The sequence below is a fragment of the Streptomyces sp. NPDC006923 genome (assembly GCF_040635655.1).
Taxonomy (GTDB): Bacteria; Actinomycetota; Actinomycetes; order Streptomycetales; family Streptomycetaceae; genus Streptomyces.
In genome coordinates this window covers 25,134-44,988 of the sequence record NZ_JBEYIF010000015.1, presented here as the reverse complement: position 1 = coordinate 44,988, position 19,855 = coordinate 25,134, and the positions used below count along the sequence as shown (strand labels likewise).

Annotated in this window: 6 protein-coding genes; 2 read left to right on the top strand and 4 right to left on the bottom strand. The window is 73.2% G+C overall.

Translation table 11 applies throughout. The annotated features are described in order from the left end of the window. Window positions 1–38: 38 nt before the first annotated feature. The 4 genes from ABZ707_RS25935 to ABZ707_RS25920 form a co-directional block, all read right to left on the bottom strand. A complete protein-coding gene (locus tag ABZ707_RS25935) occupies window positions 39–734 on the bottom strand; it encodes a hypothetical protein (RefSeq protein ID WP_360179400.1) in 696 nt (231 codons plus the stop codon). Continuing rightward, window positions 697–1,740, bottom strand: a complete 1,044-nt coding sequence (locus ABZ707_RS25930) for a GSCFA domain-containing protein (RefSeq protein WP_360179398.1) — start codon at window positions 1,738–1,740, stop codon at window positions 697–699. The genes ABZ707_RS25935 and ABZ707_RS25930 overlap by 38 nt, the downstream gene beginning before the upstream one ends. Before the next feature lie 190 nt (window positions 1,741–1,930). Then, window positions 1,931–11,119: an amino acid adenylation domain-containing protein gene (locus ABZ707_RS25925; protein ID WP_360179396.1), complete on the bottom strand. Its 9,189-nt coding sequence runs from the start codon at window positions 11,117–11,119 to the stop codon at window positions 1,931–1,933. Further along, window positions 11,116–15,120 (bottom strand): amino acid adenylation domain-containing protein, encoded by a 4,005-nt coding sequence (locus tag ABZ707_RS25920; RefSeq protein ID WP_360179394.1) that lies wholly within the window; start codon window positions 15,118–15,120, stop codon window positions 11,116–11,118. Before ABZ707_RS25920 ends, ABZ707_RS25925 begins: the two co-directional genes overlap by 4 nt. A gap of 1,080 nt (window positions 15,121–16,200) precedes the next feature. On the opposite strand from ABZ707_RS25920, the gene ABZ707_RS25915 reads away from it, so the two are divergent. Continuing rightward, a complete protein-coding gene (locus ABZ707_RS25915) occupies window positions 16,201–19,242 on the top strand; it encodes an amino acid adenylation domain-containing protein (RefSeq protein ID WP_360179392.1) in 3,042 nt (1,013 codons plus the stop codon). 113 nt (window positions 19,243–19,355) lie between these two features. Then, a complete protein-coding gene (locus ABZ707_RS25910) occupies window positions 19,356–19,724 on the top strand; it encodes a DUF6059 family protein (protein WP_360179390.1) in 369 nt (122 codons plus the stop codon). The last annotated feature ends 131 nt before the right edge of the window (window positions 19,725–19,855 follow it).

The window sequence follows — 19,855 nt, the reverse complement described above, 5'->3', positions numbered from 1 at the left end:
CGGTGACAGGGCGCCGGCCGGTGGTGTCGCGGGTTCGTTCACAGCCCGCGTGCCAGCAGGTCGGCCAGGATCAGCCGGCCGAACGCCAAGTTGCCGTGGATCGAGTCGTCCGCCTCGCACAGCTCGGGACGCTGGAAGCCCGTCCCGTCGGTGACCCGGGCGCGCAGATCGACGATCTCCACACCGAGGGGGACGAGCGCGCCGCGGACGGAGTCCTGCGCCGCCATGAAGACCACCGGATCGGACTGTGCGGGCACTCGCTGCGGTGGCATCACCGCGAGCACCCGCAGGCCCAGGCCGCGCGCGTGGCGGTAGAAGGCCAGCGCGTCGCGGACCATGGCCCGGACGATGTCGTCGAACAGCCGGCTCGTCAGGAACCCCGGCGCGAACCCGCCGCCGCGCGCCCGGTAGACCTGCCAGTTCTCCGTCGTGGCGACGAAGTGGGCGCTGAAGCCGAAGGTCGACACCAGCGGAACGCCGATCCGGCCGAGGCCGGGCACACCCAACTCGCCCAGGAAACGCCGGTAGAGCGTGTCCGCCTCGGGCTTGCGGAAGGCGAGATCGTCCCCGGCCGTGTCGAAGAAGCCGGCCGTGAATTCGCGCCCGGCGCCGATCGGGCCGCCGCTGAAGGGGATGCCGGCCGCCCGCGCCGCCCGGCCCACCGGACCGGCGTGCGAGTCGCCCAGCAGCAGAAACCTAGCCGTGGTTGTAGTAGTCGAGTACGGCGTCTTCACACCAGAAGTCCTCTCCGCTGACATGCCCGGCGCGGCGGGACGGCCGGGGTCCGGCCGGGCGCCGGTCGAGCGCGCCGAAGAACTGGCGCATGACGAAGGCGACGCCCTCCGGTGTGACGGTGCGCAGATTGGGCTCGAAGAACACCCCCTTGAAGGGGAAGCCGGTGATGAGCTCGTACGAGGGGAAGTAGTCGACATGGTCGTGTTCCTGGGCCAGTTGACCGGCCACGGCCCGCAGGACGGACTTGGAGTAGGTGGTGGCGGTCAGCGCGTGACCACCGGTGGCGGTCGCGGTGAGCGGTACGGGCGACACCGTGAGCAGGACGCGCAGCCCGGGGTTGGCGGTGCGGGCCAGCGCGACGGCGGCCGAGAGATCGCGGTGGACCTCGTCGAAGGTGTAGTTGTGGAAGACATGCCGCTCGGCGTCGAAGGTGCCGCGCACGGTGCCGGGGCAGACCGGGTGGACGGTGCCGTCGGCGCGGTCCTGCCAGGCTTCGGTCAGCCCCAGGGTGAAGATCAGGCAGCTCGCCTCGGCCACGGCGCGGCGAATCGCCGCCAACGTCGCCTGCCGGGCGGCGGACAGCGCCTCGGCCGACTCGTATCCGTCGGGCTCGACGGCCGGGCGGTACGCGTCGTAGTGGCGTCCGTTCTCGCTCCAGACCCCGTCGGGCGGTGTGGCGGTGTCATGGGCCCAGGTCAGCCACTGGAGCAGGGTGGCGGCGGTGTAGATGTTGCCGGTGCGGAAGGAGAACACACCGTAGTGCCGGGCCCGGCGCTCGTCCTCGGTGAGTCCCGGTGGGGCCGGTTCGGCGTCATGCCAGTTCATGCCCTGTTCGAGCAGGGCGCGGCCGATATGGCGGGCGAAGCAGGAGCCGGCGGTCAGGACGGGGTCGTCCTGGCCGATGGCGAATTTGGGTGTCCACAGGTCACCGATGCCGAGCGTGTCGGGCTCGGCGACGGCGGAGCGCCAGAACGAGCGGGGCGGCAGCGACTGGTAGGGGTTCATGGGAAAGGGCCTCGGCTCGTCAGTCGAGTGGCCGCGTGGCGGCGCGGCCCGCTGTCGGTGGTGGTCCGGACGGTGTGCGGACAAGGCGGTGGACCGGTCGCGGGCGCCGGGGACCACCGGGGCCGGGCCGGACCATCGGATGGGGCGTGTCCAAAGCGGTCTCTTCCTGGTGGAGTTGCGCGGGGACGCATCAGTGGGCTTCGGGGGCGGGCGGTGATGCCGCGTTGATGACCTCGGCCACCGCCTGGATCTGCGGCGGCCGGACGATGTCGTAGTGCGTGGTGTCCAGGCAGTGCCAGCTCGCCAGTCCGGGCAGGCGCGCCTGCCACAGCCGGTGTTGTGCTTCCGGTGTTCCCGGCGCCGGCAGACCGGCCACCGGCCGGCTCGCCAGCCACAGATGGCCGGAGGTGGCGGTCAGCCGGGGCAGCTCGTACTGGGCCATGCCGGCCAGATTGGCCCGGCAGCAGTGTGCCAGCCGCTCGGCGTAGGCCCTGCCCTCCTGGCCGGTCGCCGCTCCCTCCGGGCCCTGGCCCAGCTCATGGGCGAAGACCGCTTCGAGCTGGGCCTCGTCGTAGCTCTGGAAACGCGGCCCGGACCCCGGTGGCGGCGGGTCGAGCAGATAGAGCTCGTCGACCGGCCGGCCCGCCGCCTCCGCTTCCGCGGCCATCGCGGTCGCCACCCAGGCGCCGAAGGACCAGCCGGCCAGCCGCCAGCGCCACGCGCCGTGCGGGAACCGGGCCTGGAGCGCGGCGCGGTAGCGCACGGCCCGTTCGGTCAGCGACCAGGCCGGCAGCTCCGGCCGGCGCAGCGCCGGGTCGGCGATCAGGCAGACGGTGAGCCCGGGATCGAGCGCCGACACCAGAGCGCGGTACGCCTGGATGTCACCGCCGACGGGATGGATCAGGCAGAGCAGGTCGTGCCCCGTGCCCGCCTGCCAGACCTCCAGCGTCACCGGCTCCGCGCCGGCCGGATCCGGTGACCCCTGCTCGGCCAGCAGCGCCAGTACCTCGGACAGGCTGACCCGGTGGCTCAGCTGGGAGAGTTCGAGGTCGACGCCGAAGCGGCGCTTCACCTCGCCGATCAGGTCCAGCAGGGTCAGTGAGTCGGCGCCCAGCTCGTAGAGCGAGGCGTCCGGGTCGAGGAGTTCCAGCCCCAGCCAGTGACGCAGCCAGTCGGCGAGCTGCTCGGTGGCCGAGGCGGTGGCAGGGGCTGGCTCCGCCATGACCGCCGCCGCCTCGGCCGGCGCCGTGTAGAAGTCGCGGGTCCGCTCGATGTCGGTGGTGGAAACCAGCAGTTGGGGGAGTTGCAGCCGCAGCGCCCGAGCGAACAGCCGCTGTCCCTCCTCGACCGTGAGTCCCACCGCGAGATGGGCCTGGTGGCGGGTGTCCGCAGGCAGCGCGTCCCGTGCCATGCCGGCCTCGCTCCAGATGTCCCAGTCGATGCCGAGGCGCAGTGTGGTCTCCGCGTCGTCGGCCCGGTGCCGGGCGAAGCCGTCCAGGAGACCGTTGGCGGCGGCGTAGTCGAGCTGGCCGACACCGCCGAACAGCGCCGACATCGAGGAGCAGTAGGCGGCGTAGGCCGGCCGGTGGCGTTCGATCAGCCGCTCGGTGAGCAGGGCGCCGCGCAGCTTCGCCGCCGTCGCCTGACGCATCGCCGCCGCGTCGCGCCGCACGATGAGGCCGCCGGCCGCCACTCCCGCGGCGTGGATCACCCCGTCCAGCCGTTGGGTGAGCCGGCCGATTCTGGCCAGGACCGACTCGACCGGGGTCTCGGCCAGATCGGCCTCGATCAGCTCGACCCGGGCCGCCCAGGGCGCCAGCTCGGGCGGCAACTGCGCGCGCCGCGCCAGCAGGATCACCCGGCTGTCGCTCTGTTCCCGCAGCAGCCAGGCCGCGAGGGCGCAGCCGATGCCGCCGGTGCCCCCGAGGACGAGATGGACGCTCGGTCCGGCGGGGAGCACCGAGGGAGCCGCCGGGGTGGGCGCGGTCACCGGCAGTACCGTCGGCTGCCACCAGTACCCCTGCCGCAGCGCCAGCCGCCCCGGCAGTTCCGCCGGGACCTCGGCCTCGGCCAGGAGCGCGGACAACAGTGGTGCCCAGTCGGCGAGTTCGCCGTCCGGAAGATCCAGCCAGTGGCCTTCGAGGCCGCGTTCCTGCGGTGCCACCTCAGACACACCCGCCAGCAGGGCGAGTTCGGGCCGCTGTACGGCGCCGTCCACCGGCTGGGCCCGGTGCGACAGCCACCAGGCCCGGACGCGCGGGGCCCGTTCCAGGCCGGCCATCGCCTGGAGCAGCGCGGCGGGCGAGTCGAGACAGGCCCAGCGGGCGCGGGCCAGCGCGTCCTCGCCGACTGCCCCGTCGACCGTCAGCGGCAGCGCGTGCAGCCAGTCGACGCCGGTCTCAGCCGCGTCGCCCAGCGCGTCGAGCAGGAGCCGCAACGAGCCGGGATCGGCCGGATCGACCTCGTAGACATCGTCCGCCAGCCGGGCGAAGGCGTCGGCCGCGCTGACCCGGACGACCCGGGCCCAGCCCGCCTCGAACGGCCGCAACGCCTCCGGTGCCGGCGGCTGCGCCGTCATCGCGACCAGTACCCGGTCCGTCCTGGCGCCGGTGCCGGTGACGGCCCGGCGCAGCCGCACCCAGTGCGGCTGGTGCAGCCAGCCGGCCTCGGGCAGCCGCCGGGGACCCTCGTCGTGGGTGTCCTCGGGGGCCGGCGCGGCCGGCGGCGCGGCGCGCTCGAAGTCGTAGTCGGCCAGTTCGAAGGAGGGCGGCGGGAAGTCCCACGGCGCCTGTGCCGGTCCTGCCGGCCAGCGGATCTCCTGACCGGCCAGCCAGGCGGCCGCCAGCGCGTCGGCCGTACGGCCTTCGGCGGAGCAGGTCACCCCGCTCGGCCGGACCGCGACGCCGGCCTCCGTACGCAGCAGGCGCACCGCGTCCGCCGCGTCGGCGCAGGCCGCCGCCAGCCGCCAGCGGCCCGGCGGACGACCCGCCTGAAGGTGGCGCAGCACCTGGCCGTACGCCTCGGGCCTGGCCTCCAGATAGTCGGCGACGCGGGCGGCGTCGGAGCGCAGCGCCGCCGCGCTGCCGCTGGAGAGCATCAGACACGGTACGGCGGTGGGCCGCGCGGCCGGCTCGCCCGCTTCGATCACCACATGGGCGTTGGTGCCGCCGATGCCGAAGCTGCTCACCGCCGCCACCCGCTTCCGCCCGGCGGGCCAGGGCCGGGCCTCCGTCGGTATGTAGAACGGCGTCGGGTCGGGGCCGATCCGCGGATTGAGACCGCGGAAGTCGACATTGGGCGGGATCAGACCGTGGTGGACCGCGAGCGCGGCCCTGACCAGTCCGACCACACCGGCGGCGGCGCCCAGGTGACCGATCTGGCTCTTCACCGACGCCAGTGCGCAGCGGTCCGGCTCGGCGAGGTCGAACGCCTGCCGCAGCGCGCCGACTTCGACCGGGTCACCGAGCTGGGTCCCGGTGCCGTGCGCCTCGACATAGCCCAGGTCGGCGGCGGTCCGGCCACTGCGGCGCAGCGCGGTCCTGATCACCTCGCGCTGGCCGGCCAGCGAGGGGGCGCTGTAACTGAGCTTGTCGGCGCCGTCGTTGTTGATGGCGGAGCCTGTGATCACCGCGTACACCGTGTCGCCGTCGCGCCGCGCCGCGCTGAGCGGTTTGAGGACGACCACGCCGACACCGCTGCCGCCGACGGTGCCACTGGAGTCCTCGCTGAAGGGACGGCAGTGTCCGTCCTTGGAGAAGATGTGCTGCGGCCGGTACTCGTAGCCGTCACCGAGCTGGGTGTCGACCAGCACACCACCGACGAGCATCAGTCCGGCGTCGCCCTGCCGCAGCAGACCTGCCGCGACATGGACGGCCACCAGCGAGCTGGCGCAGGCCGCCTGCACGGTGAAGGCGGGGCCCCGCAGCCCGAGGTGGTAGGCGGCCTTGGTGGCGAGGAAGTCCTTGTCGTGGTGGAGGGCAAGCTGGAAGCCGTCGGGCAGTTGTGTTGGATCGGCCTCGCGCAGCATGGCCTGGAAGTAGGTGTTCTCACCGCAGCCGGCGACCAGTCCGACGCGCTCCCGCGCCGGGTCGGCGATGCCGGCGTGCGCCAGCGCCTCCACACAGCTCATCAGCAGATGGCGCTGCTGCGGATCCATCAGCCGCGCCTCCTGGCGGCTGATGCCGAAACGCTCCGGGTCGAAGGCCAGCAGCCCGGCCATCTGACTGCGGGCGCCGACCAGACCGTCGGCGGCGTCGAAGTGCTCGATACCACGGCCGCCGGTCCTGACCATCTCCCAGAAGGCGGCCAGGCTGTCGGCGCCGGGCAGCCGCACGGACATGCCGATGACGGCGACCGGCTCGTCGGCCGGGACCGGCTCGGACGCGTCCGGCTTCGCGGACACGTCCCGGCTCGTGCTGGCCGGCCGTCCTTCGAGGAAGCGGGCCAGCCGCCCGATGGTGACATGCTCGAACAGATCGGGGATCGTGAACCGCATCCCCAGCTCGGCGGTGCAGCGCAGGTGGAAGCGCATCAGCCCGAGGCTGGAGGCACCGGCGTCGAAGAACCGCTGCTCGGGCCCGATGGGTTTGCCGATCACCGCTTCGAACACCTCGGTGAGCTGGGCCTCGCGCGCGGAGAGGACCGGCGCGGCGGCGCCGCGCGGGCGCAGTTCCTCACCCGGTGCTGTCAGGGCCCGTCGGCGGTCCAGCTTGCCGCTGGGGGTACGGGGCAGCGCCGCCAGCCGGCGGAAGCGGCCGATCCGTACATACGCGGGCAGCAGCGGCGCGAGATGGCTCGCCAGCTCCTCCGGTGCCGGGCTCTCGCCACGGCACTGCAGACAGGCCACCAGGTGCTCGCCGTCGCGCACCACGACGGCGTTGATGATCCCGGGATGGCGCAGCAGGGCCGCCTCGACCTGGCCCAGCTCCAGCCGGTGGCCGCTCAGTTTGATCTGCTGGTCGTCGCGTCCGAGATAGTGCAGCAGGCCCTGCCGGTCGAAGCGGGCCCGGTCACCGCTGCGGTAGAAACGCCCGAGGCCGGGCAGCTCGGCGAAGCGGTCCCGGTTGAGCTCCTCGTCGTCCAGGTAGCAGGGCACGGCCATCGGGCCGCCGATCAGCAGCCGGCCGGGGCAGCCGGGCGGGACGGCCTCATCGGCATCGTCGACCACCCGGAGCCAGGCATTGGCCACGGGCCGGCCGATGGCAGGACGCTCGGGCCAGCTCGCCGGGTCGCCCTCCAGGAGGTGGCTGCTGACCACATGGGTCTCGGTCGGGCCGTAGTGGTTGAACAGACGCGCCCCCGGCAGCCCGGCGAACCAGCGGCGGATGGCGTCGGTGCACACCAACTGCTCGCCCGCGGTGACCACCTCCCGCAGCCGTGACGGATAGCGGCCCAGGTGGACGGCGTGTTCTGCCAGGAGTTGCAGCGCGACATACGGCATGAACACGCGCTCGACACCGGCCTCTTCGAGCTGAGCCAGCAGCGCCGGCCCGTCCTGTCGCCAGCCGGGCCGCACCAGGTGCAGCCGGCCGCCGCCGCAGAGGGTGCCGAAGATCTCCTGGAAGGAGACGTCGAAGGACAGCATCGAGAACTGCTGGGTGACGGCGGGGCCCGCCAGACCGCCCGACTCGCGCTGCCACCGCAGGAGATTGCACACGGTGCTGTCGGGCACCTGCACGCCCTTGGGGGTACCGGTGGAGCCCGAGGTGAACAGCGTGTAGAGCGGTCGCCCGTGGTGCGCGGGCGGCTCCGGTGCGGCGGCGGCCGACAGGACGACCGGATGGCGCGGCGGGCCGCCCGGCGTGACGGCGTCGAGCGCCGCCTCACCGCCCGGTGCCAGCAGGACGCAGAGCGGCTCCACCTGGTCCAGGATCTGCCGCAGCAGCGCCGGGGGATAGGCCGGATCGAGCGGCACGATGGTGAGATTGAGCCGGGCCAGCGCCAACAGCGCCACCACATGCTCCACCGAGGGGTCGAAGTGGAGCGCGACACAGCGCGGACGGTCGTCCCCCGGCGGCAGTGGATGGCGCTCCCGCAGTTCGGCGGCGAGCGCGGCGGCGTACGCGTCGAGTTCCGCGTACGTCAGCTCGCGGTCACCGGTCACCAGCGCCGTCGCGTCGGGCGTCAGCCCCACCTGGCGGGCGAAGCCCTCGGCGACCGTGGTGAAGTCGGGCGGCACCGACGCGCCCCGGCCGGGCTCGGCCAGACCGCGCCGGTGCGGCGCCACCAGCTCGGCAAGGGTGGTCGGCGCGCCCTCGGCCAGCCGGTCGAGTCCCTGCCGGAACAGGTCGGCCATCGCCGCCACCTCGTCGGCGTCGAAATGGTCGTCGGCGTACTCCCACAGGCAGTCGAAGCCGTCCTCGTGCTCGACCACCGACAGGGTCAGCGGGCACTTCGCCTCGGCCGGCACCAGCCATGCGGGCCGGGTCTCGCAGCCCGGCAGCGCCAGCGCGCCGAAATCGGTGTTCTCCAGGACGAACATGAAGTCGAACGGCGGGCCCTCGACACGGAATTCCTGGTCGGCGAGTACATCGGCCAGCGCCACGTCCTGCCGGTCCAGCACCGCCCGCACACCGGCGCCCTGCTTCCGCAGACGGGTGCGCAGCTCCTCGTGCGGCGCCAGCTCCACCGGCAGCAGCACGGTGTTGGCGAACATGCCGACGCCGTCGTCGAAATCCTGCACCGGCCGGTTGGCCACGGGACCGGCGATACGCGGATGGGTGCGGCCGGTCACGCCGTAGAGGCTCCAGGCGAAGACGCCCAGCAGCACCTGGAAACGGGTGAGTCCCAGCTCGGTGCTCAGCCGGTCGAGGGCGGCCCGGCGGACCAGGTCCAGCGAGGTGTGGAGCAGCCGGCCCTCGGCGCGGCCTCCGGAGCGCACCGGCTCCAGCGGCGCGGCCACCTCCTCCAGGCCGGCGTAGTGGGCCCGCAGGGCGGCGCGCTGCGCGAGATAGTCCGGGCGGCCGAACCACTCGGCCTGCCAGGCGGCGTAGTCCAGCGGTGTCGGCACGCCGGCGGCCGCCTCCTCCTGGCCCTCCTCCGGCGCGTGCCCGGCCCGCGCGGCCGTGTAGTCGGCCGAGATCGCGCGGAAGAGCACATTGAGCGACCAGCCGTCGACCGCGATGTGGTGCAGACGCAGCACCAGGATCCCGCCGTCGTCGCCCGGCAGCCAGTACGCCTGGAACATGCGTGGGTCCGCCAGGTCGAAAGGGGTGGCGAGGAGCCGGCCGGCGAACGCACGCCAGCGTGTCTCGTCCGCGCCGGGGCCCTGGCCGGAGCCCTCGCCCGAGCCCCGGCCCCAGTCCGGGCCGGCCTCCGTCCAGGGGTCGTAGGGCTCGGCCACCGTCTGGCGGAGCCCCTCGGCCGTGGCGTCGAAGGAGGTGCGCAGCGCCGGATGGCGTACCACCAGCCGCCGGAGGGCCCACCGCAGCGCGGTGATGTCGACCGTGCCGCGCAGCCGGAAGGCCAGCCCGACGTTGTAGGCGCAGGAGAGCGGATCCCGTTGTTGCAGGAGCCACAGCCGCTGCTGCTCGGAGGTGGCGGGCGCCGAGCGTGCCCCCGTCGGGACCGGCGGCGCCGGGTAGGACGAGCCGCCGGCCGCCGGTGCCGCCTCGATCGCGGCGGCCAGCTCCGCGAAATCCGCCCGCAGTACCAGCGCCTGGGGCAGTTCGCGGCCCCAGCGCCGGCGGACCTCGAAGCGCAGCCGCAGGGCCTTGAGGGAGTCGCCGCCGTTGGCGATCCAGCGGTCGCCCAGCCGCAGTTCCGGCACTCCGAGGATCCCGCCCGCCAGTTCGAGCAGTGCACGCTGGTGGGAGGTGGTGGCGGTGTCGGCAGGGCGGGTGCTGCGCCAGGGCGGGTCGTCGCGGTCCAGCAGCGCCGCCCGGTCGACCTTGCCGTTGGCGTTGAGCGGCAGCGCTTCGACGAGATGGATCCGGTGCGGGCGCATGTACGACGGCAGGGCCGTGGCGAGATGGCGGTCGAACTCGTCGAACGACAGATCGGCCCCCAGCACCAGGTGGGCCAGCAGCTCGTTCACCCCCAGCGCCTCGTCGCGCCGGGTGCACACATACGCCTGCCGCACCGCCGGATGGGTCAGGATCTGCCGCTCCACCTCGCCCGGCTCGATACGGAAGCCGCGGACCTTGACCTGGCGGTCGGCGCGTCCGACGTAGGCGACCCGGCCCGTGGCATCGCGGCGCACCAGATCGCCGGTGCGGTAGTAGCGGCGCCGGCCGCCGTCGAGCCAGGGCAGCCGTACGAAGCCGCGCGCCGTCTCCTCGGGCAGATCGCGGTAGCCGGCCGCCAGCGCCTCGCCCGCGAGGTGGAGTTCGGCCACCTCGCCGGGGTCGGCCTGCCGCGCGCCCTCGGCCACCAGCAGGGCCTCGGTGCCCGGCAACGGCCGCCCGATCGGCACCACCTCGCCGTCGAAGTCGCGCGGAACGGGGTGGCAGAAGGCGAAGGTGGTGGCCTCCGTGGGCCCGTAGACGTTGTAGAGCTGAGTGGTGCTCGTGGCGTTGTCCCGGTACCAGCGGCGGATCAGCGGGGCGTTGAGCTGTTCGCCGCCCACCAGCACCTGGCCGACTCCGGCGAAGCAGTCGGGCACCTTGTCGACCACCGCGTTGAACAGCGCCACGGTGATGAACATCGTGTCGATGCGCTCACGCGACAGCGCCGCCGACAGGGCGTGCGGCGACTGGACATCGGCGTCGCCGAGGATCACACAGCAGCCGCCGGTCAGCAGCGGCACCCAGACCTCGAAGCTCAGCGCGTCGAAGGCCGGATTGGACAGACAGGCGTAGCGGGCGGCCTCGCCCAGCCGGATGTAGCCGGGCCTGGCCAGCCGCAGGACACCGGCGTCCCGTACCTCGACACCCTTGGGCCGGCCGGTGGTCCCCGAGGTGTAGAAGAGGAACGAGACCGGTGCGGCGGCGAAGTCCGGTGCGGGGGTGCCGGGAGCCGGGGCGAGCAGCGCGTCGACCGCCAGCGGCCGTACGCCGTCGGGCAGGCCGTCGGGCACCGCGTCCCCATGGATCAGCGCCACACTCGCCGAGTCGGTCAGGACATGGCCCCGGCGCTCCGCCGGGCTCTGCGCGTCGAGGGGTACGACCACCGCGCCCAGCCGCAGGATGCCCAGCATGGCGCAGACAAGCTGCCAGGAGCGTGGCAGACAGACCGCCACCGCCTGGCCGGGCCGCACACCGTGGCCGCGCAGCGCACCGGCGACGGACGCGCTCGCGATGTCCAGCTCCGCGTAGTCGAGAGCGCGCCCGCCGTCGGTCAGCGCGACGGCCGCGGGGGTGCGGCGGGCCTGAGCGAGCACGCTTCCGGCCAGTCCGGCGGCCGGAGATCCGGCCGGCGGGTTCGATCCGGGCTCCATCATGCCTCCTGCGCCAGGGCGGACTCGGCCTGCCGTCCGGCGGACGGCAGCGGACGGGACGCCGGGAAGCGCGCCAGCTCGGCCCCGAGCAGCGCGGCCACATTCAGCACCTCGGCGGTTTCCAGGATTTCCCAGTGGTCGCAGCGCACCGGCTCGACCAGGAAGCCGGCCTCCGCGCGGCGGCGCCAGAAGTCCCGCACCGCGGCCAGGCCGGGGGTGTCATGCCCGTCCGCGGTGGCCTGCACCAGGACCGTCCGGGCCGGCGACGGCGGTGCCGGGTAGTCGCGCGCCGTCATCCGGTTGTGGTTGTAGAGGTGGAAGTACTGCTCCACCTGCTGGTCGTCGATACCGGGGTACATGCCGTTGAACTTGACCAGCTTCTCCCGGAATTCGGCCCTGTCCACCGGCGCGGTCAGGGCACGCTGTTCCGCGTCGTCCGTGCCCTGTGTGTCGAGGAGGACCACGCTCAGTTCGGTGTGGCCGGCCCGCGCCAGCAGCCGTCCCATCTCGTGGGCGACCAGGCCGCCGTAGGAGAGCCCGGTCAGCACCAGCGGGCCGTCCAGCAGCGGTTCGACGAGCCGCACATACGCCTCGGCCATGGCCTCGACCGTGGGCAGGAACTCTTCGCCCGGATTCACTCCCGGCGACTGGATGCCATAGACACCGCAGGTCTCCGGCAGCGCCTTGGCCAGCGACAGATAGCAGAAGGCGGTGCCGCCGGCCGGGTGCACACAGACGACCCGCCGATGGCCGTCGCCCGCACGGAACTCGATCAGATTGCTCGGCGGCTGCCCGGAGGCTCCCTGCCGCAGCCGCCCGCCCAGCGCCTCGATGGTCGGATTGAGGATGATGTCGCGCACCGGCAGGGTCACCCCGAATTCCGCACGCACGGCGTGGGCCATCTTGATGGCCGAGATCGAGGTGCCGCCGATGTCGAAGAAGCTGTCACCGATGCCGATGTCCGGCTGGAGCAGCAGACGCCTCCAGATCTGATAGAGCGTCATCTCGATATGGTCGCGGGGGCTCGCCTGGTTGACCTGGACGGGCCCGCTGTCGCGCGCCCGCCGGAGCAGCGCCGCGCGGTCCAGCTTGCCGTTGGCGGTCCGGGGCAGTCGCGGCAGCTCGACGAAGAGCGCCGGGATCATATGGGCGGGCAGCCGCCCCGACAGCGCGGTCCGCCATTCAGCGGCCGGCCGGGGCGCCGTCCCACCGCCGCCCACGCAGGCGACCAGCCGGGGTTCCCCGGCGGCGTCGTGGTCGGCGAGCACCACCGCCTCCGACACATCGGGCCGGTCGAGCAGCGCGGCCTCGATCTCGCCGGGCTCGATCCGGAAGCCGCGCAGCTTCACCTGGTGGTCGGCGCGGCCCAGGAAGTCGAGCTGCCCGTCGGCCCGCCGTCGCACCAGATCGCCGGTGCGGTACATCCGGGTGCCCGGGGGACCGTACGGATCGGCCACGAACCGCTCCGCGGTCAGCCCGGCACGGCCGAGGTAGCCACGTGCCAGGCCCGATCCGGCGACATACAGCTCGCCCGTCACCCCGACGGGGACGGGCTGAAGACGCCCGTCGAGGACATACACCCGGGTGTTGACCACCGGGGTGCCGATGGGCGGGGTCAGGGCGCCGGACAGGGGGCCGCTCATGGTGGCGCAGACGGTCGTCTCGGTCGGACCGTACGCGTTGATCATGCGGCGCCCCGCCGACCACCGGCCGGCCGTCGCCGGCGGGCACGCCTCACCCGCCACGATCAGCGTCGTCCCGTCGGGCAGGGCGTCCTCGGGCAGCACCGTCAGGGCCGCGGGCGGCAGCGTCGCATGGGTGACTCCGTGGCGGCGCACCACGGCCGCCAGGTCCTCACCGGGCAGCAGTTCCTCCGACGGCGCCATCACCAGCCGGGCCCCGGACAGCAGCGCCATGCACACCTCCCAGGCGGCGGCGTCGAAGCTCGGCGAGGCGAACTGCAGCACCCGGCCGGCGGAGGTGACACCGAGGCGCTCGGCCTGGGCCGCCGCGAGGCTCGCGATGCCCCCGTGGGTGACGACGACCCCCTTGGGCCGGCCGGTCGACCCCGAGGTGTAGATGACATACGCCGGAGACCCCGGCAGCAGCGGTGCGCTCCGGTCGGCGTCGGTGAGATCGGAGGGGTCGGCCGTCTCCGTCCGCGGGCTGTCCACCATCACCAGCGGGCCTGCCGTGCCCGGCAGCGCGGGCGCGGTGGCCGGGTCGGTGACCACGCAGACGGGCCGCGCGTCGTCCAGCATGTACGCGATCCGCCCGGCCGGGTACTCCGGATCCACCGGCAGATACGCCCCGCCGGCCTTCATCACCGCCACCACCGCCACCAGCCACTCCACCGAGCGCGGCAGCGCCACCGCCACGATCCGCTCGGGTCCCGTTCCCAGGCCCGTCAGATGCCTCGCCAGCCGGTTCGCCCGCGCGTTCACCTCCCCGTAGGACAGCGACAGCGAACCGAAGCACACCGCGACCGCCTCGGGCGAGCTGCGTACCCGCTCCTCGAACAGCTCCGGGAAACAGGCTGCGGGCACCTCCCGCGCGGTGTCGTTCCATCCCTCCAGCAGCCGCGCCCGCTCCGCCTCGGACAGCATCTCCAGCGCGTCCGCCGGCCGGTCGGGACCGGCGGCCATCTCCTCCAGCACCCGCCGCAGACAGCGGCCGTAGCGCGCGACCGTCCCGGCGTCGAACAGGGCGGCGGCGTAGTCCAGGGATCCGACGAGGCGTCCGTCCTCCTCCGCCAGCGACAGTGTCAGATCGAACTTGGCTACGGTGTAGGGCGAATCGAGCGAAGTGACCTCGACACCCGGCAGGGCCAGGGCGCCTTCCTCGTTGTTCTGCCAGGCGAACATCGTCTGGAACAGCGGCGTGTGGGCCATGCTGCGGTCCGGATTGACCAGCTCGACCACCTGCTCGAACGGCAGGTCCTGGTGTGCCAGCGCCGTCAGTGCCGTACGGCGCGTCCGCTTCAGCAGTTCGGCCACGGTCGGGGTGGCGGACAGGTCGATCCGCAGGGCCAGCGTGTTGACGAAGAAACCGATCAGCCCTTCGAGTTCGGCGCGGCGGCGGTTGGCGGTGGGGGTGCCGATCACCACCTCGCTCTGCCCCGACAGCCGCGAGAGCACCAGCGCCCAGCCGGCCAGCAGGGTCATGAACAGGGTGCTGCCGTGCCGCCGGCTCAGGGACGTGAGGGCCGTGGTCAGATCCCGGTCGAACACGAGCCGTAGCTGTCCGCCGCGATAGTCCTGCTCGGCGGGGCGCGGCCGGTCGGCGGGCAGTTCGAGCAGTGCCGGGGCGCCCGCCAGGGCCTCCTTCCAGTAGTCGCTCTGTCCGGCCGGTCCGCCGTCGGCCAGCCACTTCCGCTGCCACGCGGCATAGTCGGCGTACTGCACCGGCAGCGGCGGCAGCGGGTTGGCCTCACCACGGTGGAAAGCGGTGTACAGCGCGCTGAGTTCCCGGGTCAGCACGCCCATCGACCAGCCGTCCGACACGATGTGATGCATCGTCAGCATCAGGACATGGTGGTCCGCCGCCAGTACGGCCAGCCGGCCCCGCGCCAGGGGCCCCCGCGCGAGGTCGAAGGGCGCGGTGGCCTCCTCCCGCCGTACGACGGCCAGACACGCCTCGGCGTCGGGCCGGCCGGTCAGATCGTCGATCCGGCAGGCGAAGCCCACCTCCGCGGGGTCGATCCGCTGGAACGCCTCGCCCTCCGTGGTGACCAGACGGGTACGGAGCACCTCATGGCGGGCGACCAGCGCGTCGAGCGCCCGGGCCAGCGCCTCCCGGTCCAGCGGACCGCGCAGACGGAGGGCCAGCGGCATGTGGTACGCCTCGCTCGCGCCCCGCATCTGGGCCAGGAACCACAGCCGCTGCTGGGCGAAGGACAGCGCCAGCGGCGCGTCACGGTCCGCCAGAGGCTCGACGGCGGTCTGCTTCCGTATCGCGGGTGACTGCTCGGAGACCGAATTTCGAAACGTCTGATTCGCCGGCAAAGCGGGGTCTTCCCCTCTGGAGGAGGCTTGTTCACAGGGGTGACTGAAGGTCAGCGGCGCAGGCGGCCGGGACAGCTCCGGTCCGGCCGGGGGAGTCTGGTGTCGTCTGGACGAGTGCGGGGGATGCCGGGCGGGGCACCGTGGAACGGGGGCCGGGACGTGTGGGAGGCAGGGAAGGCCCGGTCATCGGGTGCGCGCCATCGCGCCGCTCGCCGGTGCCACCGCGGGAGCGCGTACGGGGCCAGGGGCGGGGTGAGGTCCGTCCCGGAGGTTCATGGCGCCGGTCGAGGGCGCCGAACGCTGGTCGAGGTGGTCAGGACGCTGATCACGGTGGTCAGGAGTGATCCTGCACGGGACACCGGCCGGGGACGCGGTCCGGCCATGGAGGCACGGGAGATACGGGAGGCACGGGAGATATGGAGGATGCGGGAGCTACCGGGATATACCGGGATAGGGGGGCGGGGCCCTGGTGCCGTCCGCGCTCGGCCCGGCGCGCCGGGCCGTTTTTTTGGGGGAGAGGGAGACCGACGACACCCGCCCCTGGGCGGCGCGCGGTGCTCGGTCACGCGGTCGGTGGCGGAAGCGGAAGGTCGTGCACGGTCGGAGAACGCGGCCGGCGGCGTCGGCCGGTGCCGCCGCGCCCACCACCCCATACGGTCATGACGCGCACCAACTTCCTTGTCCGCCGGACTGACAGATGGGTGAACCGGTGGTCCCTCCAGGTGCTCCTGCCGACCACCTGGAGTGCACCGAGATGATTGATCAGGGCTTCGGAACCTGTCAATGGCCAGTTGTTCCGGTACCGCTGCGAACTGGACCACCGGTATGTCGAGTTCGCCGTACGGAAGGACGTCGACCGGCGAGGCCCCGGGCCGGAGAACCCGGATCCGGAATCGTTTGGGACGAGCTTTCTGGGAAATGAAAAAAGCTAGTCAAGATCCATCGCGTCATTGCATATTTCGATCAGGCTCAGGCAGATTGAGTCAGCAGATCGGCACGGAGGAAGCTCCCGGCCGCACTACCCGGGACAGCTCCCCCCGTCCGGACCACCATCCCCACGACGGTGACAGGACGTGTTCGATGTCCGATGCTCCTGCCGGCCCTTCCCCCGCGATCCAGCACCGGCCGGAGGCGCGTCCGGCCTCCGCCGCGCAGAGCGGCATCTGGTTCAACGAACTGCTCGACGACTGCGGAGCGGTGCACCACGTCCCGTTCGTCGTGAGCTTCGAGGGCGATCTCGACATCGAGGCGTTCCGCCGCGCGTGCGCCGCCGTGCTGCGCAGGCATCCGGGCCTCACCAGCGTCGTCGAGGACCGGTCCGGCGCACCGTTCCTGATCCCGGGCGCCGCGCGGCCCGAGCTGGTGGTCGAGCGAAGGACCGGCCAGGACAGCGTCCTGGCCACCCGGCAGCACATCCTGGCGCCGTTCGACCTCGCCCGGGGGCCGCTGTGCCGCCTCATCCTGCAGATCGCGGGCCCGCGCGCACACCGGCTGCTCGTGGTCGCCCATCATCTGGTCTTCGACGGCAGGTCGATGGAGTTGCTGGTGGCCGACCTCGCCACGTACTACGCAGCGGAACTCGGCGGAGGCGGGCAGGGGCCGGCCGGACCACCGGAACTCCCACCGGACGAACCGGTGGGCGCCGAGGAGGAACGGATCGCCGCCAGGCTGCCCGCGGCGCGCCGGTACTGGGCGGAGCATCCGCCCGGCGCCGACGAGGTGGTGCTTCCCGGCCTGGACCGGCCCGCCCGGGGAGTCGGCGCGGGCGAGTCGGTGGAGTTCCGCTTCCCCGAGGAACTGCGGGCCCGGCTCGGCCCGACGGCGGAACGGATCGGGGTCACGCGGTTCGAGCTGCTCGTCGCGTCCGTGCACGCGCTGCTGTTCCGTTACGGCAACACCGCCCCGGTCACGGCGCTCGACCTCGGCACCCGGACACCGGATCAGCGGGACCGCGTCGGGGTGTACGTCAATGAACTGCCCTTCTCCTCCGCGCCGGAGGCCGGGACGCCGTTCGCGGACTTCGCCCGCGAGGTCAGGACCGCGCTCCGGGAGCTGTACCGGATACGCGACGTGCCGCTCGGACGGGTCGGCGCGGGAGTGAGGCCGGGCGTCGCCCTCGCCCCGGTCTCGCTGTCGTACCGCCGTCCGGCACCCCCACCGGAGTTTCCCGGGGTCACCGCGTCGGTGGACTGGGGACCGTCCAACCACACCGCCCGCAACGCGCTGCGCCTCGAACTGGTCGACGGAACGGATGAGTTGAGCGTACTGATGCAGTATCCGCCGCGGTCCATCGCGCGCGCGGAGGCGGAGAGCATCGGCCGGCACTGGCTCACCGCTCTCGGCCGGGTCACGGCCGCGCCCGGGACCACGCTGGCCGAGCTGCCGCTGCTGGACCCCGACGAGCGGGCCAGGACGCTCGCCGACGGGGACGACACGGCGGTGGCGTATCCCGGGCGGACCGTCCCGGAGCTGATCGCGGAACAGGCCGCGCGGGCACCGGACGCCACGGCCGTCATCCACGCGGACCGGCGCCTCACCTACGCCGAGCTGAACACCGCCGCGGACCGGCTCGCGGAGCGGCTGCGCGGCAAGGGCATCGGCCCCGGCGCGCTGGTCGCGGTACGCGCGAAGCGCTCGGAGCGCCTTGTGGTGGGCCTGCTCGGAGTCCTCAAGGCCGGCGCCGCCTACATCCCGCTCGACCCCGACTATCCGGCGGCACGGCTCGCATTCATCGCGGCGGACTCGAAGGCCGTCCTCGACCTGGGCGACGCCGACCTGACGATCGACCCCCTGTGCCGTGACGGATCCGCTGGATCCGCTGAATCCCGCGCGCCGGGCCCCGGCGATCTGGCCTATGTCATCTACACGTCCGGTTCGACCGGCCGCCCCAAGGGCGTGCGGATCGAACACCACTCGCTGACCAACCTGCTGCTGTCCTTCCGGGACCTGCTCGACGCCGGACCGGCCGACCGGTGGCTGGCGCTGACCTCCGTGTCGTTCGACATCTCCGCCCTGGAGATCTTCCTCCCGCTGATCACGGGCGCCACGGTGGTCGTGGCGGCCGAGGGCCAGACGCGTGACGGCGCGGCGCTCCGCGAGCTGGCCGCCCGGCACGGCGTCAGCCACATCCAGGCGACGCCGACCGGCTGGGCGATGCTCCTGGACGCCGGTTTCGACGCGCCCGGCGTCACCGCGCTCACCGGCGGCGAGGCGCTCCCGCTGACGCTCGCCCGGCGGCTGCGCCCGAGGACGGGAAGGCTTCTCAATGTCTACGGCCCCACGGAGACGACGATCTGGTCGACGGTGGACGAGGTCGGGCCCGACCCGGACCGGGTGACGATCGGCCGTCCCCTCGCGAACACCAGGATCCGGGTGCTCGACGAGCACCTCGCGCCGGTCCCGGCCGGCGTCCCCGGTGATCTCTTCATCGCCGGAGCCGGGGTCGCCAGGGGCTACCTCGGCAGGCCGGAACTGGACAGCGAACGGTTCCTGCCCGATCCGTACGGACCGCCCGGCGAGCGGATGTACCGGACCGGCGACCGGGTGCGCCGCCGCGTGGACGGACGGCTGGAGTTTCTCGGCAGAGCCGACGACCAGATCAAGCTCCGGGGCCACCGGATCGAGCTCGGCGAGATCGAGTCGCGGCTGCTCGCCGTGGACGGTGTGCACCGGGCCGCCGCGGCGGTACACGACGGCAGGCTGGTCGGCTATCACACCGGCGGCGCGGACGCGGGCGCACTGCGGAGAGAACTGGCGGCGGCGCTGCCCGCCTACATGGTGCCCGAGGTCTTTGTCGCTCTTGACGCGCTGCCGGCCACACCCAACGGCAAGCTCGACAGATCCGCGCTTCCGCCGCCGCCCGAGCCGGTGCCCGCGCCCGCGGCCGGCTCAGGGACCGTACGGGAGACGGTGCGGGTGATCTGGTGCGAGGTGCTCGGGCTGCCCGGCGTGGGCGACACCGAGGACATCTTCGACCTCGGCGGCCACTCGATCACCATGACCCAGATCTCGACCCGGATACTCGACCGGCTCGGCGTCGACGTCCCGTTGTACGCGTACTTCGAGGAACCGACCGTGCGGGGCATCGCCGACGTGGTCGACGACCTGCGCACACGGATGTGACGGTGCCTCGGCCGAGGGCCGTCCGGCAACCCCCGCCCGGCGCAAGAGGATTGGCCAAAGTTATTGCTGCGGCCACCCTGGCGTGGTCCTGGAGACTCGGGCATCCTCCGGACATGCGCACTCTTCTCGTCCGGTGCCGGCGATCCGTGGTGAACTGGCTGATCGCGTTCGGCCAGATCTGGGTCTACATCCCGCCGACGGCTCCCACGGCCTCGCCGGCGCCCGCCGGTCCCGCTCCGGGCCATCCCGAGCGGCTCTGCCCCGAAGTGCCCCTCAGCGAGGTGGAGAAGGCACTGCTGCGGCAGTTGCTCGGCGGCGGCGAGGAATCGTACGGCCCGCGAGGCGACGCAGGCGGTCCGGGGCGGCGCCGGCACGACACGGCGGACGGCGGTACCCGGCGGAGCCCCGGTCCGCTCCCCGGCGTGGACACCACCGGCCACCACCGCGCGGCGCCCCGGACGCCCAGGCCCCCGGCGGCATAGCCCCCGTCCCGTTCCGGGCCCGCGCACCGGCCCCGGATCCGCGCGCTGTGGCGGTCCGTGTCCGGCCGGGCACGGAGCGGCTCCGCACCTCTCCACCGCCCGGGCGGGAAGGCCGCCCGCCGCCCCGGCCC